16 protein-coding genes are annotated in these 25,907 nt (G+C 39.7%); 14 read left to right on the top strand and 2 right to left on the bottom strand.

Features of this window, described 5'->3' with window-relative positions; translation table 11 throughout:
* Nucleotides 1-23: 23 nt before the first annotated feature.
* Complete coding sequence (locus HCJ55_RS09170; protein WP_185517867.1) at nt 24-374, bottom strand: hypothetical protein; 351 nt, start codon at nt 372-374, stop codon at nt 24-26.
* A 138-nt stretch (nt 375-512) separates the two neighbouring features.
* Here HCJ55_RS09170 and abc-f point away from each other — a divergent pair, with 138 nt between their 5' ends.
* From abc-f to HCJ55_RS09240, 14 genes are all read left to right on the top strand, one after another.
* A complete protein-coding gene (gene abc-f, locus HCJ55_RS09175) occupies nt 513-2,123 on the top strand; it encodes a ribosomal protection-like ABC-F family protein (RefSeq protein ID WP_185517869.1) in 1,611 nt (536 codons plus the stop codon).
* A 57-nt stretch (nt 2,124-2,180) separates the two neighbouring features.
* Nucleotides 2,181-2,711, top strand: a complete 531-nt coding sequence (locus HCJ55_RS09180; RefSeq protein WP_185517871.1) for an ADP-ribose-binding protein — start codon at nt 2,181-2,183, stop codon at nt 2,709-2,711.
* A 287-nt stretch (nt 2,712-2,998) separates the two neighbouring features.
* Complete coding sequence (guaB, locus tag HCJ55_RS09185; RefSeq protein WP_185480444.1) at nt 2,999-4,465, top strand: IMP dehydrogenase; 1,467 nt, start codon at nt 2,999-3,001, stop codon at nt 4,463-4,465.
* A gap of 160 nt (nt 4,466-4,625) precedes the next feature.
* Entirely contained in the window at nt 4,626-6,398 is a 1,773-nt protein-coding gene (gene recQ / locus HCJ55_RS09190; protein ID WP_185502848.1) for a DNA helicase RecQ, read from the top strand.
* Nucleotides 6,399-6,421: 23 nt separating this feature from the next.
* On the top strand, nt 6,422-8,575 hold the full coding sequence (locus HCJ55_RS09195) for a DNA topoisomerase III (RefSeq protein ID WP_185517873.1): 2,154 nt from the start codon (nt 6,422-6,424) through the stop codon (nt 8,573-8,575).
* 108 nt (nt 8,576-8,683) lie between these two features.
* Nucleotides 8,684-10,351: a CocE/NonD family hydrolase gene (locus HCJ55_RS09200; RefSeq protein WP_185517875.1), complete on the top strand. Its 1,668-nt coding sequence runs from the start codon at nt 8,684-8,686 to the stop codon at nt 10,349-10,351.
* A gap of 179 nt (nt 10,352-10,530) precedes the next feature.
* Entirely contained in the window at nt 10,531-11,868 is a 1,338-nt protein-coding gene (gene pbpD1, locus HCJ55_RS09205; RefSeq protein WP_185502851.1) for a D-alanyl-D-alanine carboxypeptidase PBPD1, read from the top strand.
* A gap of 326 nt (nt 11,869-12,194) precedes the next feature.
* Nucleotides 12,195-12,629 (top strand): hypothetical protein, encoded by a 435-nt coding sequence (locus HCJ55_RS09210; protein ID WP_185506459.1) that lies wholly within the window; start codon nt 12,195-12,197, stop codon nt 12,627-12,629.
* 32 nt (nt 12,630-12,661) lie between these two features.
* Complete coding sequence (locus HCJ55_RS09215) at nt 12,662-21,886, top strand: RHS repeat-associated core domain-containing protein (protein ID WP_185517877.1); 9,225 nt, start codon at nt 12,662-12,664, stop codon at nt 21,884-21,886.
* Nucleotides 21,887-21,898: 12 nt separating this feature from the next.
* A complete protein-coding gene (locus HCJ55_RS09220) occupies nt 21,899-22,357 on the top strand; it encodes a hypothetical protein (RefSeq protein ID WP_185517879.1) in 459 nt (152 codons plus the stop codon).
* A gap of 104 nt (nt 22,358-22,461) precedes the next feature.
* Entirely contained in the window at nt 22,462-22,800 is a 339-nt protein-coding gene (locus HCJ55_RS09225; RefSeq protein WP_185518017.1) for a hypothetical protein, read from the top strand.
* A gap of 483 nt (nt 22,801-23,283) precedes the next feature.
* Nucleotides 23,284-23,598: a hypothetical protein gene (locus HCJ55_RS09230; protein WP_185517881.1), complete on the top strand. Its 315-nt coding sequence runs from the start codon at nt 23,284-23,286 to the stop codon at nt 23,596-23,598.
* A 192-nt stretch (nt 23,599-23,790) separates the two neighbouring features.
* Complete coding sequence (locus tag HCJ55_RS09235; RefSeq protein ID WP_221644133.1) at nt 23,791-24,258, top strand: DUF2247 family protein; 468 nt, start codon at nt 23,791-23,793, stop codon at nt 24,256-24,258.
* 17 nt (nt 24,259-24,275) lie between these two features.
* Nucleotides 24,276-24,629, top strand: a complete 354-nt coding sequence (locus tag HCJ55_RS09240) for a hypothetical protein (protein WP_185517883.1) — start codon at nt 24,276-24,278, stop codon at nt 24,627-24,629.
* 324 nt (nt 24,630-24,953) lie between these two features.
* Here the strand turns inward: HCJ55_RS09240 and HCJ55_RS09245 are convergent, their stop codons facing one another.
* Entirely contained in the window at nt 24,954-25,901 is a 948-nt protein-coding gene (locus HCJ55_RS09245) for a glycosyltransferase (RefSeq protein ID WP_185391833.1), read from the bottom strand.
* Between the last annotated feature and the right edge of the window lie 6 nt (nt 25,902-25,907).

Here is a 25,907-nt window from a genome sequence, read left to right on the forward strand (position 1 = left end):
GCACCTCCAAAAATTATGTGCGATTAGTCTGTTTTAGTTTTGCTTGCCTTATTAATGTAAACGGTTTCGACTAATTGGTAAATAGATTTTGGTGCTTTGGGTTCGTGTTTCACATCAATGGTATAAGTTTCTGAGCTGAAACGCTGTGTTTCGTGCATGTGATTGGGAGAACAATTGACATTTATAGTAGCATCCCTTATTCTATATGTATTAATGAAAAGAGGTGAGATGACATGTTTCTTTTGAATGCGCGAACTAGTATAGCTAAATTTTTGTATATTGTCCGTGCAATTTTTTCCGGTATTGCAGTTACATTGGCGAAGTCTGCCCAAAAAACTGTATAACGAGAAAAAATGAGAGAAGCATGGAGTCACGCAATCGGTAGTATGGTACTAAATTAGTATTATACTTATAATTGGCGTCGGGCGCTTGTCTGACGCTTTTTTGTTGTCTGGAAAAATGTTTCACGTGAAACATTTCTACCATGCTTCCTTGGATAAATGGAGGATAAAATGACAATAGTAGCAATGAATGAGGTAGTTAAAAGTTTTACTGGAGATGTAATTTTAGAGAAAGTCTCCCTTCAATTAGAAGAAGGTGAACGCGTCGGTTTAATCGGTCGAAATGGGGAAGGGAAAAGTACCATTTTGAAGATTTTAAAAGGGACTGAGGGTGTTGACAGTGGGATTGTAACGAGTAAAAAGGGAGCGAGGATCGGGCTGTTAGAGCAATTGTCGAGCGTGGATCCTAATATAATAGTAGAACAATATTTGCGGACTAGTTTTGGTGAGTTAGAGGATTTGGAAAAAGAATTGCGTTCATTAGAAGCAGAAATGGCAACGAATGCAAGCGAAAAACTAATGAATCGTTACGGGGATAAAATGGCATTATTTGGCGAGCTTGGTGGATATGAGATGGATGCTGATTTGCATAAGGTAGTTAATGGTCTGGGGATTGGAGTGTTACTACCGCAGAGATGGGGAGATTTAAGTGGTGGTGAGAAAACGAAGGCAGCGCTAGCTCATTTATTATTGCAGAAAACGGATTTATTACTATTAGATGAGCCGACGAACCATTTGGATTTAATGGCGGTGGAATGGCTGACCGCATTTTTACAACATTATTCGGGAACCGTGCTCGTTGTTTCCCATGATCGGTACTTTTTAGATGAGGTAGTTCAGAAAATGGTGGAGCTGGAGAATCGTGAATTGATTGTTTATCATACGAATTTTTCTGGGTATTTGAAGGAACGAGAAGAACGATTGTTGCGCGAATTCCAAGATTATAAAGACCAACAAAAGAAGATTAAAAAAATGCAGCAAGCCATCAAACGGCTGCGGCAGTGGGCAATGCAAGCTAATCCGCCAAACGATGCCATGTTCCGTCGAGCCAAAAATATGGAGCGCGCATTAGAACGAATGGAGAAAGTGAAGCGTCCAGTTTTAACGCAAAAACAAATGCAATTACAATTTGATGAAGCAGGTCGAAGCGGGCAAGAAGTAGTGGTTATGGAGGATTTAAGCAAAACTTTTGGTGAAAAAGAAATTGTGCGGGATGTCTCTTTGCAAATTAGGCAGGGGGAACGAGTGGCGATTATTGGTGAAAATGGCGCTGGGAAATCCACTTTGCTTAAAATAATGGAGGGGAAAGTGAGTCCAGATAGCGGCATGGTTAAGCTAGGTGCAAGTGTGAAAATCGCCTCACTGTCGCAACAAATGGAAGAGCTTAACGAGGAGATGACAGTGCTTGAGGCGTTTCGCGATAAGGTTGCGGTGACAGAGGGTGAAGCGCGGCAGATGTTAGCTGGATTCATGTTTTATGGAGAGATGGTTTTTCGGAAAGTGGCAAACATTAGCGGAGGTGAACGAATGCGGCTTAGGCTGGCGCAATTTATCAATATGCCTGTGAATACGTTGGTGCTAGATGAGCCGACTAACCATTTAGATATTGCATCGCGTGAAGTTTTAGAGGAAGCTATTCGGACATTTACTGGTACGATTATTACGGTATCTCATGACCGTTACTTTATTGATCAGCTATGTTCTAAGGTGATTTGGCTTGAGGATAAGCAATTAACTGTGTACGAAGGGAATTATAGCTATGCGGTTAGTAAACGAGGATAATCGCCTTGCTGGAAATCATCCTCAAAATAAATTAAAATGAAGAAAAGAGGTGATGGTATGGAGCTAACAGTTGTAAAAGGTGATATTACGGAACAAGATGTGGATGTTATTGTGAATGCAGCTAACCCAGGTCTTTTAGGCGGCGGTGGAGTAGACGGTGCTATCCATCAAGCGGCGGGGCCTGATTTATTAAAAGAGTGCCAAGAAATCATTAATCGAATTGGCTCATGTCCAGCAGGTGAAGCGGTTATTACATCTGCGGGTGATTTGAAAACGAGCTATATTATTCACGCGGTAGGGCCAATTTGGAAAGACGGAGAGCATCAGGAAGCAAATAAACTAGCTTCTTGTTACTGGAAAGCACTGGATTTAGCGGCCGGAAAAGACTTAACATCTATTGCCTTTCCTAATATTTCGACGGGTGTATATGGTTTTCCTAAAAAACTAGCAGCTGAGGTAGCTCTTTATACCGTGCGCAAATGGGCGGAAGAAGAGTATGATTCCAGCATTGAAGAAATACGTTTTGTTTGTTTTGATGAAGAAAACGCCGCATTATATAACGAATTAATAAATAGCGAAGTCGTTTAAGAGAATAATCTTAGACGGCTTTTTAAAATGTTTCACGTGAAACATTCTTTACTATATTTTCTGAATAAAACAACAACGGAAAACCTTCTTGACATAGCTCCTAGCTTCTTGTAACATCATATTCAATAACTAAAAATATACATTGGCTATTTCAGCATGATTATAAAAGACAAGTCGCATGATGTGGATATTTTCCACCATTTTTTCTTTATCAAAATAAGGAAAAGATGATGCGTTTTTTCTATATAAAAAAGCGAGTACCAATAAAAAAGGAGTGTTTGCGACCCATGTGGGAGACAAAATTTGCAAAAGAAGGCTTAACATTTGATGATGTACTACTTGTTCCAGCGAAATCGGACGTATTACCAAATGATGTAGATTTAAGTGTAGAAATGGCTCCATCACTCAAATTAAATGTACCAATTTGGAGTGCCGGAATGGACACAATTACAGAAGCTAAAATGGCGATTGCTATTGCGCGCCAAGGTGGAATCGGTGTTGTTCATAAGAATATGAGTATCGAACAACAGGCAGAAGAAATCGAAAAAGTAAAACGTTCCGAAAGCGGCGTTATTATCGATCCATTTTATCTAACTCCAGATCACCAAGTTTTTGCTGCAGAGCATTTGATGGGTAAATATCGTATTTCTGGTGTTCCAATCGTGAACAACGAGCAGGAGCGCAAACTAGTTGGGATTTTAACTAACCGTGATTTACGTTTTATTTCTGATTACTCCACAGTAATTAAAGATGTTATGACAAAGGAAAACCTAGTGACAGCACCAGTTGGGACTACACTAAAACAAGCAGAGCAGATTCTTCAAAAGCACCGTATTGAGAAATTACCACTTGTTGACGAAGCTGGCATCCTAAAAGGTCTTATCACTATTAAAGATATCGAAAAAGTAATTGAATTCCCGAACTCTGCTAAAGATAAGCACGGTAGACTACTTGCGGCTGCAGCTGTTGGGATTACGAATGACACATTTGTACGCGTAGAGAAATTAATCGAAGCGGGTGTAGATGCGATTGTTATTGATACTGCGCACGGCCATTCAGCGGGCGTTATTAATAAAATTTCTGAAATTCGCCAAACGTTTAAAGATGTAGTAATTGTTGCTGGAAACGTTGCGACATCTGAAGGAGCACGTGCTCTTTTTGAAGTTGGCGTGGACATTGTAAAAGTTGGGATTGGTCCCGGTTCGATTTGTACGACTCGTGTTGTTGCAGGTGTTGGGGTTCCGCAAATCACGGCTATTTATGATTGTGCGACTGTTGCGCGCGAATTTGGTAAAACAATTATCGCGGATGGCGGCATTAAATATTCTGGTGATATCGTGAAAGCATTAGCTGCTGGAGGAAATGCGGTTATGCTCGGAAGTATGCTCGCTGGAACAGATGAAAGCCCTGGTGAAACAGAAATTTTCCAAGGTCGTCAATTTAAAACGTATCGTGGTATGGGCAGTTTGGCAGCAATGGAGCACGGTTCCAAAGATCGTTATTTCCAAGCTGATGCGAAAAAATTGGTTCCTGAAGGTATTGAAGGGCGCGTTCCTTATAAAGGTTCCGTTGCTGATATTATCTTCCAATTAGTTGGCGGTATTCGTTCAGGTATGGGTTACACTGGCTCAGCTGATTTAAGACACCTTCGCGAAGAAGCGGCGTTCGTTCGTATGACTGGCGCGGGACTTCGTGAAAGTCACCCACATGATATTCAAATTACAAAAGAAGCACCAAACTATAGCATTTCTTAAGGTCGAAAAAGCAGGAATCTCTTCCAAAAGAGGTTTCTGCTTTTTAATTTCTACTATAAAAATAAGAAAACTGCGAGAAAACACGAATTTCCCCAAAAGACTTCAATTAAGGTCATAAAACCGCTATACTGTTTCTATAGAGGAGGCGTGAAAAAAGATAATGATAGAGCAAGCAAGAGCTATTTTACAGCAAAATTTTGGTTATCAAGACTTTCGAAATGGGCAAGTAGATGTTATTTCGAAACTTTGCGCGGGAGAAGATACGCTAGCAATCATGCCGACTGGTGGCGGTAAGTCGCTTTGTTACCAGATACCAGCACTTCTTTTTGACGGTTTAACCATTGTTGTTTCTCCGCTAATTTCACTTATGAAGGATCAAGTAGATGCGCTAGTCTCCGAAGGGATTGCAGCTACTTTTATTAATAGTACACTGACTAACAGAGAAATAGATATACGTTTGGATGCCGCGTTTTCTGGCGAGCTAAAGATGCTTTATATTGCGCCCGAGCGAGTTGAAACGCCGGGATTCCAACGTTTAATTGAGCAAGTACCAATTTCATTGTTTGCGATTGATGAAGCGCACTGTATCTCGCAGTGGGGTCATGACTTTCGGCCGAGCTACCTGACACTGTGCGATAGTTTAGATAAAATGACTAGGCGTCCACTCGTTATCGCGCTCACAGCGACGGCAACGCAAGCTGTTTCGGATGATATTTGCCGACTACTAAAAATAAATGCGAGTTCGGTTGTTAAAACTGGATTTTCCAGAGATAATTTAGCTTTTCAAGTAGTAAAAGGGCAAGACAAAGACAAATATTTAATTGATTATTTAACGAAAAATGCGACAGAATCAGGCATTATTTATGCGTCCACACGAAAAGAAGTGGAACGTTTGCATAGTTTCTTACTTAAAAAAGGCGTTGAGTCTGGAATGTATCATGGTGGCATGACCGATTTAGCGCGAAAAGATTGGCAGGAGAAGTTTCTATATGATGATATTCGCGTCATTGTTGCGACGAATGCCTTTGGGATGGGAATTAACAAATCCAATGTGCGCTTTGTCATTCATTATAATATTCCACGCAATATCGAGGCGTACTATCAAGAAGCTGGCCGCGCTGGTCGTGATGGGGTTCCAAGTGATTGTATTTTGCTGTTTTCACCGCAAGATAGCCGCATCCAGCAGTTTTTAATTGAACAATCCGAAATGGATGATGAGCGTAAACAAAATGAATTCGCCAAACTTCGCCAAATGACGGGCTATGGTTATACGGAAATTTGTTTGCAGAAGTATATTGTGCAATATTTTGGTGATGACGAGGAAAACTGCGGAAAGTGTAGTAATTGCTTAGATACGAGAGAAGCAACGGACATTACCATTCTGGCGCAACAAGTTTTTTCTTGTATTAAAAGAATGGGCGAGCGTTTTGGAAAAGTATTGATTGCTAAGGTTTTGACGGGTTCGGCTGACCAGAAAGTGAAAGACTGGCGCTTTGAAGAGCTGAGCACGTATGGGTTAATGAAAGATGCATCGCAAAAAGATGTATTGCAATTAATCGATTACCTTACAGCAGAAAAATATTTGCAACCAACTGATAGCCAATTTCCTTCGCTGAAACTGACAGACAGAGCGGTATCGGTTCTGCGGGGCGAGCTCAAAGTAGAACGCAAACAAGCGAAACGTGCTGAAAAAGTTAAAATTGACGTAAATAGTGACCTTTTCGAGAAATTACGGGAAGTCCGGCGTGAACTGGCAGCGAAACACAAAGTACCACCATATATCATTTTTTCAGATGAAACGTTACGAGAAATGTGCGCGTATATGCCGCAAACGGAAGACGCACTGCTTGAAGTCAAAGGAATTGGCGCGATGAAACGCGATAAATATGGTGCTGAATTCTTGGCAGTTTTACAAGAAGAGGCAGCGAAATAATATAGAAGAGAGGGTTTTGACAGATGACAAAAACATTAGTGCTGGCAGAGAAACCGTCTGTCGGTAAAGATATTGGCCGGGTACTCGGAGCCAAGCAAGGTAAGAATGGCTATTTAGAAGGCGGGAAATATGTAGTAACTTGGGCGCTAGGACACCTTGTCACGCTAGCTGATCCAGAGCGCTACGATTCCAAATATAAAAACTGGAACATGGAAGATTTACCAATGCTTCCAGAAAAAATGAAACTAGAACCAATCAAGCAAACGAGAAAACAATATGAAACGGTTAAAAAATTAATGAACCGTACAGATATAACAACCATCGTTATCGCAACTGATGCGGGCCGAGAAGGAGAACTTGTCGCTCGCTGGATTATTGATTACGCGAAAATCAAGAAACCACTAAAAAGACTATGGATTTCCTCTGTAACCGACAAAGCAATACGTGAAGGCTTTGAACATTTAAAACCGGGCAAAGATTACGAAAACTTGTATCACTCGGCTGTTGCTCGTTCTGAAGCTGACTGGGTAGTAGGTATTAATGCTACACGCGCGCTAACAACGAAATACAACGCGCAACTTTCTTGTGGCCGTGTGCAAACACCGACTCTTGCAATGATTCAACATCGTGAGGAAGAAATACGCAACTTTAAACCGCGTGAATACTACGGAATTACTGCGCTAACTGAACAAGAATGTTTCACGTGGAACAATGGTCAAACTTTTGATAAAGATTTAGCCGAAAAACTAGTGAAGTCTTTGCAAGGTGAAAATGCGGTCATTACAGATGTTTCCATGAAAGAAAAGAAGACTTTTTCACCAGGACTATATGATTTAACCGAACTACAACGCGATGCTAATAATAGATATGATTTTTCAGCTAAAGAAACGCTGAATATCATGCAAACATTATATGAACGTCATAAAATATTAACGTACCCGAGAACAGATTCGCGCTTTATTTCAACGGATATCGTACCAACTCTAAAAGAACGCTTGGCGGCTTGTGGTGTGGGTGAAAATGCCAAAGCTGCCCGTCAAATCAGCGGGAAACCAATCAAAGCAAACAAATCGTTTGTAGATAACAGCAAGGTAAGCGACCATCACGCAATTATCCCAACCGAGCAACCCGTTTCACTCGGAGACTTAAGCGATAAAGAACGGAAAATTTATGACTTAGTTGTCAAACGTTTCTTAGCAGTCCTTTCAGACCCATATATCTATGAAGAAACTTCAGTTAAAGCCAAAATTGGCCAAGAAGACTTCACTTTAAAAGGAAAAGTTGTTAAATCACTTGGCTGGAAAAGCATTTACGGAGAAGCGCGCGAACCAGACCAATTAACCAAAATGCAAAAAGGCGACACAATTCCGGTCAAGCGAGTAAACTTAGAAACAGGTAAAACAAAACCGCCAGCGAGATTCAACGAGGCAACGCTACTTTCTGCAATGGAAAATCCATCTAAATACATGGAAACATCCAACAAGGCGCTAGCCAAAACACTTGGTGAAACTGGCGGACTTGGAACCGTTGCAACACGTGCAGACATCATCGAAAAGCTATTCAATAGTTTCTCATTAGAAAAACAAGGCAAGGAAATCCAAATCACTTCCAAAGGGCGCCAATTACTAGAATTAGTTCCAGAAGATTTAAAATCTCCAGAACTAACAGCGCGCTGGGAACAGAAGCTATCCAAAATCGCAAAAGGCGAACTAGATTATCGTAAATTCACTGCAGAAATGCGCGATTACGCTAAAAAAGCAGTAACAGAAATCAAGCAAAACGATAAAAAATTCCGTCACGACAACATTACATCGCAAAAATGCCCGGATTGCGGCAAGCCAATGCTAAAAGTAAAAGGCAAACGCGGCACAATGTTAGTTTGTCAGGACCGTGAATGTGGTCACCGCGAATCCGTTTCAAGAACGACGAATGCCCGCTGTCCCAATTGCCACAAACGTATGGAAATGCGTGGCGAAGGAGATAAACAGATTTTCGTGTGCGCTTGTGGACACCGTGAAAAACTATCTGCATTCCAACAACGTCGCGATAAACAGAAAAACAAAAACGTATCCAAAACGGATGTAGCTAAATTCATGAAGAAACAAAATAAGCAAGAAGATGAACCATTTAACAATCCAATGGCGGAAGCATTAGCTAAACTAAAGCTAGATAAATAAGCGTAAACAAAGAGACCCACTCAATATGAGTGGGTCTCTTTGTTTGACATAGTCTATTGTATACGAAACAATAAAATAGCAATCAATACCAAAAAGGAGATGTTTCACGTGAAACATAATCGATTAATAATTGAAACAGATATTCCGGCCAAAATGCGCGATGATGTCACTCTTTACGCAGATATTTACCGTCCGGCAGATGAAGGGAAATATCCCGTTTTGCTTACAAGATTACCTTATAGCAAGTCATACGGGCTGCATTTTATTCGTCCTAATATTTTGGCGGAGCAAGGTTATATTGTGATAGTTCAAGATGTTCGTGGCAGATACACGTCTGAAGGGGAATTTGTTCCATACATAGCCGAAGTGGATGATGGATATGACACTATCGAATGGGCGGCTAATCTACCTTATTCTAATGGCGACGTTGGGATGTTTGGGCTGTCTTACTACGGTTATACGCAAATGTTAGCGGCGATCAGTGGCAATAAACATTTGAAAGCTATTGCTCCAATTATGGCGCAAAATAGTATGACGGATGTATTCAATGATCATGACGGGACGCTTGAATTAGGTATGTGGGAAACTTGGAACTTAGAATCCATGCTCCCTAATATGCTTGCTCGTAAATACAATACACGTGACGAACGGGAACAAGCGGCCAATACCTTAATGAAAAATCTGGATAACCTAGACGTACTATATAAATTCAAGCCCTATAAAGACTGGCCGGCAATTGGTCAGAAAGAAATGCCTTATTTTTCAGAGCTACTAAATTACGAACCGACCCACAACCACTGGCAAAAAATTGATGCAAAAAGCAATTACGATAAAATCAATGTACCGGGACTCCACGTTGCTGGCTGGTACGATTGTTTCTTAGATAAAACCATTGCTAACTTCCAAAATGGTCACCAACGTGCGCTCGGCGATAAACTGGTTATTGGACCATGGACCCACGCCAATTTTGGCCAAATGATTGGCGACCGCGATTTCGGCATGGCGGCTACTAAATGGGGCGAGGCAAGCATGCACGCAAGACACTTAGAATGGTTCAATCACTGGTTAAAACAAGAACCGCTCCCTGAAACCGCCCCGATAAACTACTTTGTTATGGGATTAAACGACTGGAAAACAGCGACAACTTGGCCACCTCAAAATACCAATTTTACCCCACTTTATTTCAAAACTGGCGAAGTAACTGCTGACTTTACCCCACCGAAACAAGCTTCAGAAGCGAATTTCAGCTACGATCCAGAAAACCCAGTACCATCAAACGGCGGGGGGACACTACATAAGGAACTACATGCAGATGGTCCGCGCGATCAGCAGCAATTGGAACTTCGAGATGATATTCTCTGCTACACGACCGCGCCGCTAGATACAGATTTAGAAGTAACTGGACCAGTCCAAGTAAAATTATGGGCGAAAACAGACGCACCTAACACGGATTTCACTGCTAAACTAGTAGATGTTTTCCCAGATGGCACAGCATTTAACCTGGCAGACGGGATTATTCGAGCAAGTAAACAGCACGGCGATCAAGTTCAAAATAAAATCAACGAGTACACCATCGATCTATGGGCAACGAGCAACTTATTCCAAAAAGATCACCAAATCCGCATCGAAATATCTTCCAGTAATTTTCCGAGATTTGACCCGAATCCAAACACTGGCGATAGTTTCATTAATTCCACCGAAAGCCAAATCGCGCATCAAACCATTTATCATAGCCCGGATTACCCGTCGCATATTCTTTTGCCAATTTCTCGCTAGAAAAACGGACTTTTGGGCGAAAAGTTTTATATACGACACTGCTAAATCATGGTAAAATATGAAAGTATCGGCCTAAAAAAATGAAATCTATTTCAAAAAGGGAATTTTTAAAGTAGATTTCTTTATTAAAATATAGATAAAATGAGCCAATAGTTTGCTCAAATGAAGGAGAAGTTGCAGTGAAAAACATAATGAAAAAGACAGGGATTGCAATCATGGCAGCATCCCTTGCAGTGAGTGGCTTCTTAGTAAGCCCGAAAGCAGCACAAGCCGCGGAGACACCAAACGTAAATGCAAATGCAGCAATCGCGATTGAAGAGAGTACAGGTAAAATTTTATATTCAAAAGACGCTGATAAGTTAATGGGTATCGCATCCATGACGAAAATGATGGATGAATATTTACTACTGGAAGCAATTGATAAAGGTCAATTAAAATGGGACGACAAAGTAACCATTTCTGAATATGCGTTTAAAGTTTCCCAAGACACATCACTATCGAACGTGCCACTTAGACTTGGTGAAGATTATACGGTGCAAGAATTATATGAAGCAATGGCAATCTACTCTGCAAACGGTGCAGCAATTGCGCTTTCCGAAAAAATTGCAGGATCTGAAAAAGATTTTGTAGACGCGATGAACAAAAAAGCAGAAAAACTTGGATTAGGTGAGCACAAATTTGTTAACTCGACTGGTCTTAACAATGAAGATTTAAAAGGCGAGGAACAAGTAGGTGGGCCAAAAGATGAAAATCAAATGACGGCACGCGGTATGGCGAAGTTGGCGAAACACTTAATTGATGATTATCCAGACGTACTAAAAACAGCGAGCATCACGAAAAAAGAATTCCGCAAAGGCACATCAGATCAAATTGATATGTCCAACTGGAACTGGCTACTACCGGGCTTAATTTATGGCCGTCAAGGTGTAGATGGTTTGAAAACTGGGACAACTGATTATGCTGGAATGTGCTTAACGGCAACAGCTGTGCAAGATGGCATGCGTGTTATCACAGTCGTTCTTCATGCAAACGGCGGCGCACCTGGAGCACATACAAGTGCCCGTTTTGACGAAACTAACAAAATGCTCGATTACGCTTTTAACAATTTTAAAGTAAAAGAAGTGCAAAAAGCTGGTTCTAAAGTGAAAGATCCTTCTACGCTCGCAGTAAATAAAGGCAAAGAAGATACAGTCGGACTAGTGACAAAAGACGCTGTGAAGCTAGTTGTGCCTAAGAACGACAATTCACCTAAACTAAACACAAAAGTAACTCTAAAAGAGAAAAAAATCGAAGCACCCGTTGAAAAAGGTACGACAGTCGGCGAAATGGAAGTATCTCTAAAAGATGGAGATGACCTAGGCTACCTTGACGGAAAACAAACCGAAACAATCGACGTACTAACTGCCAGCGACGTTGAAAAAGCAAACTGGTTCATGCTTTCCACGCAAGCAGTAGGCTCTTTCTTTACAGGTATCGGAAGTTACGTTTCTAATGGCGTGCAAGGTTGGTTTAATTAAGAAAATATACGTGAATTTACACATTTTATGATTTTTTAAGAAGTTTTATTAATAGAGATGTTCCGTATTTTTTATGATGATATGGACGGGAAAGGTAGCATTCTGCGGAGTGCTACCTTTTTTGTGTGGTGAAATCGTAGGCGGGGACTTGTTTTTGTCTTCTCTGAAATGGGGATTATCCGAAAATAGAGTTTAATATGCTGAAAGAGAAAATTAATAATTGAAAGCCCAAATGTGACAGAAAATTGAACGTTGCTAGAAGCATATAAAAATAGTCTTTTTTTATGATATACTTGCTGAGATTGTGATAAGACGGGGGTTTTAGGATGAGGAAATTATTGAAAAACAAGAAATTTTGGATAGTCTTGATAATGCTTTTAGTATTAATTGTAGTACTTTTATTAGCACTTCAAAAATGTGCGCATGATGAAAAAGAGACGAAACCATTAGAAGTGGAGCAAGATTTCAAGCGGAATTACGCGAAATGGTCGGATTTGAAATTGAATGGAGACATTTGTAATCCAGTTTATTTAGCGGAGTTGCGGGAGATGGAGAAGGATTTTCAAACTATTTATACAGATGCCAAAAAGCCAAAAGTATGGGATGGTTTATCCAAAAAAGATCAGACCATTTATACTGCTTATGGTGATGTAGGGTCAGAGCTGAAAACGATGAATGATGCAATTGAGGCGCAGGAATATGAAAAAGCGCAGCAAGTTCTGACAAAGATTTTAGAGATAGAAAAAGGTGTAAAGCAATAAACTGAGACAGAAAAGGGAGACAGAGACTACATATGAAAAAGGGCATAAAGATTTTATTGGTTACATTACTTTTATTTCCGATGCTGCCATGGCAATTTGTGCAAGGTGCGGTGAACACGGAAAGTGAGTTTGGAAATTATTATGGAAAACAATTAGCCTCACAAGATAAGGTGACTGTGGCAGACTTAAATAAGGACACACAGAAGCAGTTAAAGGATGAGAATCCGCCAAAAGATACAACACTTGATGAGGATTTAAGTGATAAAAACGCAGATGCGGTTCGTTTGTTTGAAGCAGAGACGCCGAATGTGACAGAAACTTTGGCAGAAGATGCATCAACTGCTGGAATGGAAGAGGTAGTTGCAGAACGGACGGAGAATACGAAGACCTTTGTAAATAAGGAAACTGGTGAAGGAGAAACGTATTATTTTACGGAACCGGTGCATTTTAAGAACGATGATGGCAAGTGGGAGGATTTTGATGCCACGTTAGTGAAAGATGGCGAAAAAACATGGGCGGCAAATGAGACGGCTCGAGAAATTACGACGCCAAAAGTGGTTACAGAAGACGCGATGCCAACGCTTAGCTTAGACGGCGCAAATGTGGCAGTTCGTCCTAGTGGCGATACTGATTTGGCGCAGGTTGTAGCGAAGGATAACCGAATTATGTATGCGAGTGAAGATGCTAAAACAGAGCCGTTTACGCTAGAGGCGGACAGTTTTGGAATGGAGCTCGGGCAGTATGTGAAAGCGGGAGACGATTCGGAGCAGCAAGTTACATTTGATTTGACGGTTCCTGATGACGTGACCTTGAAAGACGATGAAAAACGTGCGGCGACATTGATTTATCGTGGGGAAGACCTAATTGGTGCGATTCCAAGTCCAGTTTTAGAAGATGAAACGGGGTCTGTAATTGATACGTTAACCGCGAAAACGGTGAAAACGGAAACCGGCTATCAGTTGCAAGTCGCGAAGCTCAGTACGAAAAAAGTGACGGGTAATTTAGCTAAAGTCGCTGTTTCATTTGTGAGTACAAAAATTACAAATGGAATTCAGGCCACTAGTTTGCGTCAGTACAGAGATGATGTGGCGTATTCTTTTCAGCCATATATGTATATCGGCTATGATGATGGGAATAACTCTGGAACGGAGGGTGCAGCCCATTTTATTACATATGGTGTGGTGAAAGTACCTGATAGTGAGATTAAGAAAATTGGCACAAACCGTGAAATCGAATCGGCGGAGTTGTCACTTTTTAGAAGAGGAACGCAAGGCTTCTGGGGAGACCGTGCCAAAGATAGTAAAGGAAACGTTGTGAAGCGTTTGTTTGAAGTGCATGGAATTACAAAAGATGTTGGGAATATTGATGATTTAACATATGGTAAATTTAAAAGTCTTGGTTTTCCATATGGACCACCTGCGAACGTAGACGGTAAAGAGACATATATTGGGAAAATTGATGATGCGAATCGTCGTATTTCCTTTGATATTACAAACGTTGCGAAGGATTGGGTGAATGGTGGTAAAAACAACGGCGTGATTGTAAAAACGGCAAAGGTGAATTCCTTTGAAATGCCATATTCGCAAGCTGATATATTTGCTGCGCCTAAATCTGGTGTTACGAGCGAGTCGCCATATGTGGTATTTAAGCACCGCGAGCGTCCGCCGATTGATGCGGATATGCCACTCAAGGATACGAAGCTCTATTTGCGTCCGTTTGTAAGCGCGAATAATGATGGAAAACTTGATTTTACAGCACTTGGTATGGATGGCGTTGGTCGCCCAGATGCTAAGATTAATTATAAAATTATCGATACATCAGATAATAAAAAGGTAACATTTAGCGGGACAGATCCGTCGATTGGTCGAGATTATTTATTCCCGAATTATCCGAAATTGAGTAGTGAAACGCAGGAATACCGTGAGTTGATGAGTAACTGGCAGACGAACACACTACTTTTAAAAGGTGTTTTGAAAGAGAATCATTTGTATCAAGTGGAAGCAGAAATTAAGGATGGAAATGAATCGGTAAGTAAGAAATATGATACATTCCAGATTTACAAGGTGACAGGGCTAGACTCGTTGCCGCGCTTGCTGAAATTTTACGGGATTGCTAATAAGCGGTCGCAGTTTATGCTGGATAATAATATGAAGGATGAATTGCTCGTTCAAGGGAATGTAGTGTTTATTCGGAATCCGCAAAAAAATGCGGGTAAAGCCTATCAGTCGGGAAATTACGATACGGCAGATAAGATGCGACTAGATGCGCTAGCTATAGGGCGCGGCAAGCATTGTACATTTGGCTATGAGCCGATTAATTTTGATAGTGGGAACTTGCTTTACAATATGGAAGATGCGAAATGGTTTGATTTCGATGAGCAACAGACGATTACGCGGACATACAACTCGATGGCTCAAGGCAAAGACAGCCCAATGGGACGAAACTGGACCTTTAATTTGACGGACCAGCTAGGTTTCTTAGAGGACGGTGCAGTGATGTTGGCGCGCTCAGATGGTGGGAGTGTGTTCTTTGAGAAGCAGTCAGACGGAACTTTTGAGATAGAGGAAGATGAGCCACTTGAGCTTTCGAAAAAAGTGAACAAAGACGGCGCGCGTGAATTTGAGGTTGTGGATTTAGAAACAGGAAACATCTCTCTTTTTGCTGCGAATGGTCAACTTTTAAAAGTGACAAGTAAGGCTGGGAATGTAACGAATTATACGTATAACGCTGATGGTGAATTGGTGAAAATGGTCACTGGCTCTGGAAAAGTGTTGCAGTATGCATGGGATGCGGATGGACACTTGAAGGAGATTGTATTACCTGATGGCGGGAAATTGGCTTATTCATATGACGAAGATGGAAACCTGACGAAAGTGGTGGACCAAACTGGGAAAGCAATTACCTACCAGTATGATTCAGAACACCATATGACATCATATAAAGATAACGATGGGAATTTATTAATTAAGAATACATTTGACGCGGAAGGTCGTGTAACGGAGCAGACAGACGGAGAAGGCAATACTGCTACGTTGAAATATGAGTCCGGAAAAACAACGACAACCGATTTCAATGGCAACAAGAAAGTAGTTTATTTTAATGAACGCTTGCAAACGACAAAGATTGAGTATGCTGATAATACGACGACAGAAAATAAATATAACGACAAGCATCAATTAGTCGCTTCTGTAGATCAGCTGGGGAATACGACTACTTTTGAAAATGATGCAAATGGAAACCTGACAAAAACGGTATATCCAGATGGCACAACGGAAGCGAACGAATTTGACGCGAAAAATCAATTGATCCGAAAAACAGATAGCCGTGGCGGTGTAACGAGCTACACATACGATTCCAAAGGCAATGTTGTGCAAATAACTGCGCCAAACGGAGGCGTACAAAAATTTACGCATAATGAAGACGGTCAAGTAGTTTCAGAAACAGATGCGAATGGCGCGGTAACAAAGACTGCCTATGATGCCAAAGGAAACCCGACAAAAGTAACAGACGGTCGTGGCAACGAGACAACCTATGCCTATGATAGTTTGTCGATGTTGAGTAGTATTACAGATGCAAATGGTAAGTCAGAGAAATATGAACGTAATGCACGTGGCGAGCTAGTGCGCGAGTGGAACGCGAATGGCGCAGCGATGACTTATGCCTATGATACAAACGGCAATAAGATAAGCGAAACTGATTTAAATGGCAACAGCACTACTTTTGAATACGATGCTTTTGACCGTTTAATCAAGGAAACGAATCCGCTTGGCGGCGTGACAAAATACAAATATGACGGCAATGGCAATAAAATTAGTGAAACCGATCCACTCGGAAACACAGAGAAATTTAGTTATGATGCGCTAAACCGACGGATAAAAGTGACTGCTGCGGATGGTGCGGACATTACCTATCACTATGATGCGCTTGGTCAAAAATTATCCGAAGAAACCGAAGATGGTCAAAAAACAAGCTATCAATATGATGCAAAATCAGGCTATAAAACAAAAGAAATAGATCCACTCGGAAACGAGACAAATTATGCCTATGATGCAGATGGAAATGTCACGAAAATTACGTATCCAGATGGCACAACCGAAGAATTTAGCTATGATGCAATGGACAATATTACACGCTTCGTCGATCAAGCTGGTAACGTTCAGACATACGAATTTGATGCGAACGGAAACACGACAAAATTAAAAGAATCCGGACGTGTTTCGACATATACCTACGACGAGAATGGCAGCGTAACCTCCGAACAAGATGCAGCTGGTGGCGTGAAACGTTATAGTTTTGATAAAGTCGATCAAGTGCAAATCGAAACCGACGAGCTTGGCGAAAAGACGCACTATGTATACGATGCGGATGGCAATGTCACGAAAATCACAGACGGCAATGGCCATGCTATAACGATGGCATATGACAACGCAGGTAACGTGATTCGCCAAACGGACGCAGAAGGTAACACTACAAAATACACCTATAATGCGCTCAATTTAGTTGAAACAGAGATTTCACCAACAAACGATATCACGCAATATCGCTATAATAAAAATGGTAATTTAATTACAGAAATAGACCCATATGGCAACGAAACAAACTATCATTACACAAAAACGGGCGAAGTTTCTGAAATTATTGATGCTCTGGGCAACGAAACAACATATGACTACGATAATCGTGGAAATCTGACAACAAGTACCGATCCACTAGGTCGTAAAACTACCTATAGTTACGATATGGCGGACCGTGTCACTGAGCAAAAAAATCCAGATGGCACTAAAGCAACTTACACTTACGACAAAATGGACAGACTGCTAGAACAACAAGACAATACAGGTCAAAAAGAAAGCTACACATACAATGCAATTGGTGATGTAACGCGTGTTGCTGACCGCAAAGGACGCAGTGAAGCCTACAGCTATGACACATTCGGCAATGTCAGCAGTAAAACAGACATGCGAGGCAACAAAACAAGCTACGAATACGATGCAGCCAACCGCCTAGTGAAACAACAAAACCCAACAGGCAAAGCGCAAAGCATTGAATACAATAAGCGCGGCGATATCACATCAGAAGTTTTACCAAATAGTGGCAAGTACACTTATAATTACGATGCAGAAGGTAATTTGCTGTCCGAAACAAACCCACTAGGCGAAACAACAAGCTACCAATACAACGGCAACGACGAGCTGATTACGACAACGAATCCAGTGGGCGCTAAATCAAGCGTAACCTACGATGCTAATGGCAATGTCACAGCAGTTACCGATGAAAATGGCGGCACAACAAAACAAACTTTCGACGCAACAGGTTTAGTAACAAGCCAAATAGATGCAGAAGGAAATAAAACACAATTCGGCTACGACCAATTAGGACGCTTAACAACCGAAATTGATGCAGCTGGATTCAAACTTCTGAACAGCTATGACGCAGCGGGACGCCTTATCAAGGAAACAGATAAGCGCGGTAACACAACGAAATATACGTACGACAAAGCAGATAACATTTTGACAGTCAAAGAGCCTTATGGAACCACGTCGACATTTAAATACGACCTACGTGGCAATATCACCGAAGAACTTGACGCAAATGGTAATGCGACAACATATAGCTATGATAAAGACGATCAACTTTTATCTAAAACGGACCCGATTGGCTATAAACAAAGCTACAAGTATAACGAATACGGCGACCTTATCGAAGAAAGTGATAATCAGCAGAAAAAAGCAATTGCCAGCTATACTTATGACAAATTTGGGCAACAAAGCACGAAAAAAGATATCCAAGGTCGAATCACGCGCTACACTTACGACGATACCCAACGGATGACTCAAATTACGTATCCTAACAAGCTTTCTGTCGGCTATACGTACGATAAACTGGACCGTGTTACTTCAATGCGAGATGTTCGTGGTAATGATACTAAAATTCAGTATGACAAAGTCGGCAACGTTACCTCCATGATTGACCCAGGTAACCAAGCCTACAAATACACCTACGACAAAAAAGGCAACATGACCAAAGAAATCGACCCACTCGCAGCAAGCACGGAATATCGTTACAATAAAAACGACCAAGTTATCAGCATCAAAGACCCAACAAACGCAATAACTAAATACCAATATGATGCGCGCAACCTGCTAACTTCTATTACAGATGCCAAAGGTCACACAACAAAAATGGCCTACGATGGCAACGAGAACCTTAGCGAAACAACGGACGCAAAAGGCAACAAAGAACGCTTCCAATACGACTCACTAGATCGCATGACAGCAGCACAAAACCGATTAGGACAAAAATCAACTTACACTTACGACAAAGTAGATAACGTCACGTCAATCAAAGACGCCAAAGGTTTTGTCACAAAATATAGCTACAATGATCGCAGTGACCTCGTTAAAGAAGTAACACCAGAAGGTAAAACCGAAAAATACGAATACCAACTAGACGGTTCCTTGAAGTCTAAAACCAAGCCAGATGGTGAAAAAACAACTTATAAATACGATGAACTAAACAATTTAGTCGAGCAACAATTTGATGGTGGCAGCTACAAATACACCTATGACAGCAATGACGATGTAAAAACCGCTACATCAAAAGACGGAACATCCGAGTTTACTTACAACAAATTTGGTGATGTACTATCAGTCAAAGATGCAAACGGTGAAACATTGAAATACGAATACGATACAATCGGCCGCAAAACAGCGCTCATTTATCCAGATAACACGCGCGTATCTTACCGCTACAATGACGCCAACCTGCTAACCGATGTAATCGAATCAGACGGCAAGAAAACCAGCTACACTTACGACGCGAACGGCCTGCCACTGAGTATTCATTACAGCAACGGCACAACGACGAGCTATAAATACACAGCAACTGGCGAAACCGAACAAGTCATCACCAAAAATAAAGCCGGTGAAGCTATCGCATCGTTTGACTACAGCTACGATGAAAACGGTAATGTAGCCAAAGAAACCATCAATCAAAGTGGCGAAAAACAAACCAAGAGCCACACCTATGATGCCGATGACCAACTGACCGAAACAACAATAACCAAAGACGAAACAACCGAAAAAATTACGTATATCTATGATGCTAACGGCAACCGAAGCAAACTATTACGTAATAAAAACGGCAAGAAAACCACGGAAGACTATCATTACGACGATGACAACGCACTCGCAATGATTAAAGCAGATGGTGATGAAGACACAACCTACACGTACGACAAAAACGGTAACATTACCAAAAAAGCCTTACGAAGTGGTAAAGTAGAAACATACACGTACAATGGCGAAAACCAACTGATTCAATCCGCCGACAACGAAGGCAACCAGACGACATACACATATGACGCATTTGGCAATCGCATAGGTAAAGAAACTATCACAGACAAAACCAAGTCCTTCAAAGGATCGCTCAGTGAATGGATTACAGAATACGACAAAGATAGTCAAAAAGGTAAAACAACACTAGCGGGACAACTAGAAACCCGCGCCAAAGAAACGTCTAAAGGCTGCCCAGCATACGCAGAAGCAAGCAAAGATACAACTACTAAAAAGGGTATCCAAGGCAAAACGAATCTTAAAGCCAGTGAAAGTAGCCAGCGCACTACGAAACTGAATCAAACAGTCGGCTACCAAACAGTAAACACCATTCGCTACGTCAACGATTTAACCCAAGAATACACCCAAGTCGCCCAGCTTAACGAGACGACAGAAGATGACGGCGAAACAAGTACCACCAAGACCGCTTTCCGCTTTGGCGATGACAACCAAATAATCGGTACAGACGAAGAAAGCTATCACGAAAACGGACTAAGCGACATCGCAACAACATCAGACGGCGAAACAAATACCGACTACGACTACACCGACTATGGCACCGCACTTGCGACAGCCCCAGTGGCGAATCAAATCGGTTACCGCGCGCAAATGCACGACACAAGCGACACGCAAAACCTACGCGCCCGAAATTATGATACAAACACTGGCCGTTTCCAACAAGCCGATAATTACAGAGGAGCCCTAGACGACCCACGTAGCCAAAACCGCTACATTTACGGCGTCAACAATCCAATGTCATTCGGAGATCCAAGCGGAAACATACCAAAATGGCTCAAAAAAGCAACCAAAAAAGCTAAAAAAGCCGTGAAAAAAGTAAGTAAAGGCGTAAAAAAAGTAAAACAAGTCGTCAAGAAAACCGTCAAAAAAGTAAAACGCGTTGTAAAAAAAGTACAAAAAGTCATCAAGAAAACCACCAAAAAAATCAAACGCGCCGTCAAAAAAGTAACCAAAAAAGTCCAAAAAACAGTGACGAAATTCAAAAAAGCAGCAAAGAAATCGATTAAACAAGCTCGAAAAACAGTCAAGAAAGTCTACCAAAAAGCTAAGCAGACTGTCGTGAAAAAAGTAAATAAAATCAAGAAAACTACTAAAAAAGTTATTAAAACCGTCAAAAAAGCAGGAACCAAAGTAGTAAATAAAGCCAAAAGTACAGTCAAGAAAGTCGGTAAAGAAGCCAACGCAATAATAGCCAAGGCCAAAGAATCCGCAGCTAAAGCAAAGAAAGAAAAAGCGGATCGAAAAGCTAAAGCCCAAGAAGCCTTATGTAAAAACCAAGAATTCTTAGAAAGTCAAAAGAAAGGCTATAGCGATCCAACCTATGACTATAAAGCAGGTTACCCAAGACCAGATGAAGTATGGGCTTTTGATGCGAACGGAAATATTGATAAGGAAAAAAGTGCAGAGCTTGCCGAAATAATGGGCTTTTGGAGCTCTTTTGTAGCGGAAGCTTCTATTCCAGGCGTAGCAGAAGTAGTAGCTGTTAAAGTTGTAGGTAAAATTGTAGTTAAAGTCGGAGGGAAAGCTGCTTCAAAAATAATTTCTTGGGGAGCGACTAAGTTTGGAGCTAAGGGAGCGGCTAAGACTGCAACTAAGGAAGCTAGCGAAATTATCATTCCAAAAGCAACTGATTTGAAAAATAGTAATACAGTTCAAAAGCATATAGAGGAAATTGTTAAGAAAGGTGCTAATAAGGGTCAGCTATCAAGGCCTTATATTGATACGGATGGGACAACTTTACTTTTAGACGAGATAATGAATGCAGCTTCCCCTGTGAAAGACAGTGTGTTATCAAATGGCCTTCGATGGGATGTGGATGGGGTATTTAGAAATTCTAAAGGTACATGGGAACTCGTTGTTGATATGTCAACAAATACAATCGTTCATTTTAATTTTGTAAATTAATGAGGTGAGAAAATGTTTAAACTAAATGTGAAACTTGAGGATAAAATAATTAGTGGACAGATAGAGTACAATAATGAAGATGGAAGTTTAGATTTTATCCCTAGAGTAAACTCGGATATTTCATTACTTATCAGTTATATAAATATAGGATTTGACTCTATTCTAATGACTGCTAATCAAGTATGGGGGTTTACGCCAAGAGAAAGTTGGCATGAAGAAAAATTAACTTTACCGTCTAACATACAGAAGGGAGAAATCAGTCTAGAAGAGGATTTTGAACCAGGATCATGGAGGTTAGATAAAAAAGAAATGTGGCTTACTTACTATGATTCAGAACAAAAGTGGCTATGCTTTGGGAATTTTACAAATAATAGTGATGATAAGTGCATTGAGTTTCTTAAAGATGTAGTGGCTGTTATTGATAATGAGCAGCATTTAAAATCTTTGTGGATAAAACCAGATTTCAAATGAAAAAGAAACCTTAATCCCAATTGCTGCCAGGTAAGTAAAGCTTTAATTTTTTACTAATCAAAGAGCTTTCTTACTGGTGTTGGCGGGATAGTAGGAGGCAAATAATGAGCTTAGATTTTTACAGAGCAGAGTCCAAGGATAGCATTGATTTTGATAATGAATTCGTAGGACTAGAGGAAGAATTACAAGATTATTTATACAAAAACAGAGATATGATAGATTGTGAGATCAAATGTATTTATGAAATTGACCCATATAGTGACAGTGAATTGAATTCTACGATGATAAAAGTTTTAAAGGATGTTTGTGGTAAACTTAAAACGAGTGGCTATTTAACTCACTATGAGGATGAAGACGAAGCAATGGAGTTCTTTGTAAGACTGGAAGAATTGTGTGAAAATGCTTTAGGATGTAATCAGAAGATATTTGCTATAGGGGATTAATGCTTCTAGATTTGAAGCTGTATCTAAAAAATAGGTAATTGCGAAACTCAAAAAGCACTTTATGTGAATAACTCCTGAAATTTCAAACGAAGTTAAAGGCTTTCTAGACTCTAAAACAAGAATTATTATTTAAATCATGGAAATTCTGTAAAGTTATACATATTTCCACAGCCGCACTTAAGAGAGCTTAAAAAAGCTCTCTTAAGTGCGTATAAAGAGTTACTTTTGTAAAATAAAATGGAAACGATTAATGGGTAACGTCCTAGAAGCTTTGTTATTCTCAGGTTATAACCCTAATGAATTGAGTGTTATGGACAAACTTATCGATGAGTATAAGGCGATAAAAAATCAGGTGTATTATATGAAATTAGAATCTAATTTAAAATAGTAGTTTGATATTATATCAAAAAAACACATGAGGATATGCTTTGAGTGTTCTAGGATGTAATCACAGTGATACCTAGTTAAAGGAGACAGATAAAAATGAAATATGATGAATTAGACTTGATGGAACTATTTCTATCTGAAAGTGAAAGCTTGACTGACAATATAGGTGATGGCAATATAACATATAAAATTAGCAAAGATGATTTTACTTTAAAAATCTTTATAAGAACCTATAAAAACCAAATTAGTGTGTTCTTGACCTATAAAGAAAAAGATATTTTTTATGGGAATTTTGATAATATTACTGAATTGAAAAAGGAAGATATGTATTTGAAAGCTTTAAGAGAGAATAGTACAATCGCCAGTCTTTGTTTTGGAACAATGCTTTCCATAAGTATTGAAAATCAATAATTGGATTACTAAATAAAAAAGGCACTTTACTAGCAAGGAGAAACTCACTAATCAAGTTGCCGATAGCTAACAAAACGCTAGCTTAAGTTAGTGCATGATGATTCATTTAAGAGAGCTTGAACGAGCTCTCTTAAATATGTATAAAGAGTTGCTTTTTGTAAAATCAAAAGGAAATAAAGGAGGCGACTAAACTTGAGCGGAAATTACAAGTTCATGGATTTTTCTAAAACTAAATGGAGTTGGCAAGAATTATTATTTGCGCTGGAAAATAATTTAATTAGCCGAAAAGATATTATAAAATATGCTATACATACTTTGGATGAAGGGATTCTTGGTTTTGATATAGTTCTAAAAATAGCAATCGCTGATGAATATGAGGATATTTTTCCGTATTTTCATGAGTTAATTAGTTTAGAAACTTTTGAAGATGCTAGTACTATAAAAGATAAATGGAGATATGTTATTTTAAAAGAACTGCACGCTAAAAAAACTGATTCTGATGATTTTAACTCAAAAACAGCAGAAATCTATGCTGATTTTGGTTATCCAGAAGACATGGCTGGGTTTATTCGTTATATGCCTCTAACAGAGGGGAAGAGCATGGAAGAATCGTGGCAATCATATTTGACTAGTGCTAAAAAAAGATTTGAAAATGAATAAAAAGAAGGTATTTATGCATGGATAAAGCTGATATATTTAATCTAGCGAAATCACTTAATTGTGAATATGAAGTTGGTCTATGGTCTGAAATAAATTCTTTTTTTGAATATCAAGAAGATAATATCTCTAGCTTTGATTTAAAATTTCAAAAAGAAGGTAAAACGATAAATAATTATTTTTCATTAGATGTGAACATGAAAAATTTTAGCTATCAAGCGGCACAAAGCTTGTTCCATCAATTGGTGCAGTTCATTGAGTACAAATCCGCAACTTTTTATAGCCAAGAAAAAAGAGCCACTGATATTACGATATATTTATTGTCCGCAACTTCTGAGAATAAAGGATTTCTGTTACAGTTGAAAATTCAATAAAGAACGTTTAGAGGAGAATATGTCTATAACTCGAATTTAGAAGGTACTAAATTGAATAAAACAATAGTTAAAGCAGAGTTTTGGATTAGTAGATAGTAATGAATGATTGTATATGTATGATTAGAAAATCCACTTTGAATATTAAAGACATTGTGGATTTTCTTTTTTATGATCTTTCAACAGTTGATTCTTAGTTTTATTTTCAAGCATTAAGCAAAGTAAATCTTGTCCAAAACTCGTTGGGAATCATAGTTGATTTTTACTAGCCTAACAAAAAAAAGTCGATTTCCTGAATTAGGAAATCGACTTTTTATTTAGCTAATTTTAGTTCAAAGGATTTCTTTCACGGTATTTAACAAGTTCTAAGAAGTAGCTTTGCCTGCTTCTATGAGCTATCGTATCAAGGATTAATCCGCAAACGAAGAACAGCATACCCATTATGATTAACCCCGTTGCAAGTAGCGCACTCGGGAATTTCAGTACTAAGCCAATTTGAGCAAACTGAATTATTACTGGTAAACCGACTAGTACTCCTACAAGGACAAACAAAGAAGCTAATAAATTGAAAAATAAAAACGGACGACTATTTTTAAATAATCTCACAATAGTCATGATTACTCTGAAACCGTCAGAAAATGTGTTTAGTTTTGATTCACTACCTTCTGGGCGATCACGGTAATCAATTTCGATTTCTTTCACTAAAAAGCGGTTTTCTAGCGCGTGAATACTCATTTCAGTTTCAATCTCAAAACCAGGACTTAAAACTGGCATATTTTTAACGAAATAACGATCAAAGCCACGATATCCTGTCATGATATCTCTCAAGTTACTTTTGAAAATACGATTTATTGTATTACGTACTAGTGAGTTGCCAAAGTCATGGAAATTTCTTTTGTTTTCTTCAGTGTAGGTACCATTACTTAGGCGATCACCAATAACCATATTAGCTTCTTTATTGCGAAGCACCTCTAATATTTCATGGCAGTATTCTGCTGGATAGGTATCGTCACCATCGACCATTAAATAGTAATCAGCATCAATATCCGCGAACATAGAACGTACTACATTACCTTTACCTTGACGCATTTCTTTTCGAACGATAGCACCATGCGCTTTCGCTATTTCAAATGTTTTATCTTTAGAATTATTATCGTACACATAAATATCCGCATTTGGTAATTCTTGCTTAAAATCATCAATTACCTTACCAATTGTAAGCTCCTCGTTATAACAAGGCAAGAGTACAGCTACTTTCTCATTTAAGATTCCCATGATTCT

Origin of the sequence: Listeria marthii (genome assembly GCF_014227425.1) — a bacterium.
Taxonomy (GTDB): Bacteria; Bacillota; Bacilli; order Lactobacillales; family Listeriaceae; genus Listeria; species Listeria marthii.

Coding starts and splice junctions, on each gene's coding strand:
- abc-f (WP_185517869.1), top strand. CDS start 513: ATGACAATAGTAGCAATGAATGAGGTAGTTAAAAGTTTTACTGGAGAT.
- HCJ55_RS09245 (WP_185391833.1), bottom strand. CDS start 25,901: ATGGGAATCTTAAATGAGAAAGTAGCTGTACTCTTGCCTTGTTATAAC.
- HCJ55_RS09210 (WP_185506459.1), top strand. CDS start 12,195: ATGAGGAAATTATTGAAAAACAAGAAATTTTGGATAGTCTTGATAATG.
- HCJ55_RS09240 (WP_185517883.1), top strand. CDS start 24,276: ATGGATAAAGCTGATATATTTAATCTAGCGAAATCACTTAATTGTGAA.
- HCJ55_RS09230 (WP_185517881.1), top strand. CDS start 23,284: ATGAAATATGATGAATTAGACTTGATGGAACTATTTCTATCTGAAAGT.
- guaB (WP_185480444.1), top strand. CDS start 2,999: ATGTGGGAGACAAAATTTGCAAAAGAAGGCTTAACATTTGATGATGTA.
- HCJ55_RS09215 (WP_185517877.1), top strand. CDS start 12,662: ATGAAAAAGGGCATAAAGATTTTATTGGTTACATTACTTTTATTTCCG.
- HCJ55_RS09195 (WP_185517873.1), top strand. CDS start 6,422: ATGACAAAAACATTAGTGCTGGCAGAGAAACCGTCTGTCGGTAAAGAT.
- HCJ55_RS09220 (WP_185517879.1), top strand. CDS start 21,899: ATGTTTAAACTAAATGTGAAACTTGAGGATAAAATAATTAGTGGACAG.
- recQ (WP_185502848.1), top strand. CDS start 4,626: ATGATAGAGCAAGCAAGAGCTATTTTACAGCAAAATTTTGGTTATCAA.
- HCJ55_RS09180 (WP_185517871.1), top strand. CDS start 2,181: ATGGAGCTAACAGTTGTAAAAGGTGATATTACGGAACAAGATGTGGAT.
- HCJ55_RS09225 (WP_185518017.1), top strand. CDS start 22,462: ATGAGCTTAGATTTTTACAGAGCAGAGTCCAAGGATAGCATTGATTTT.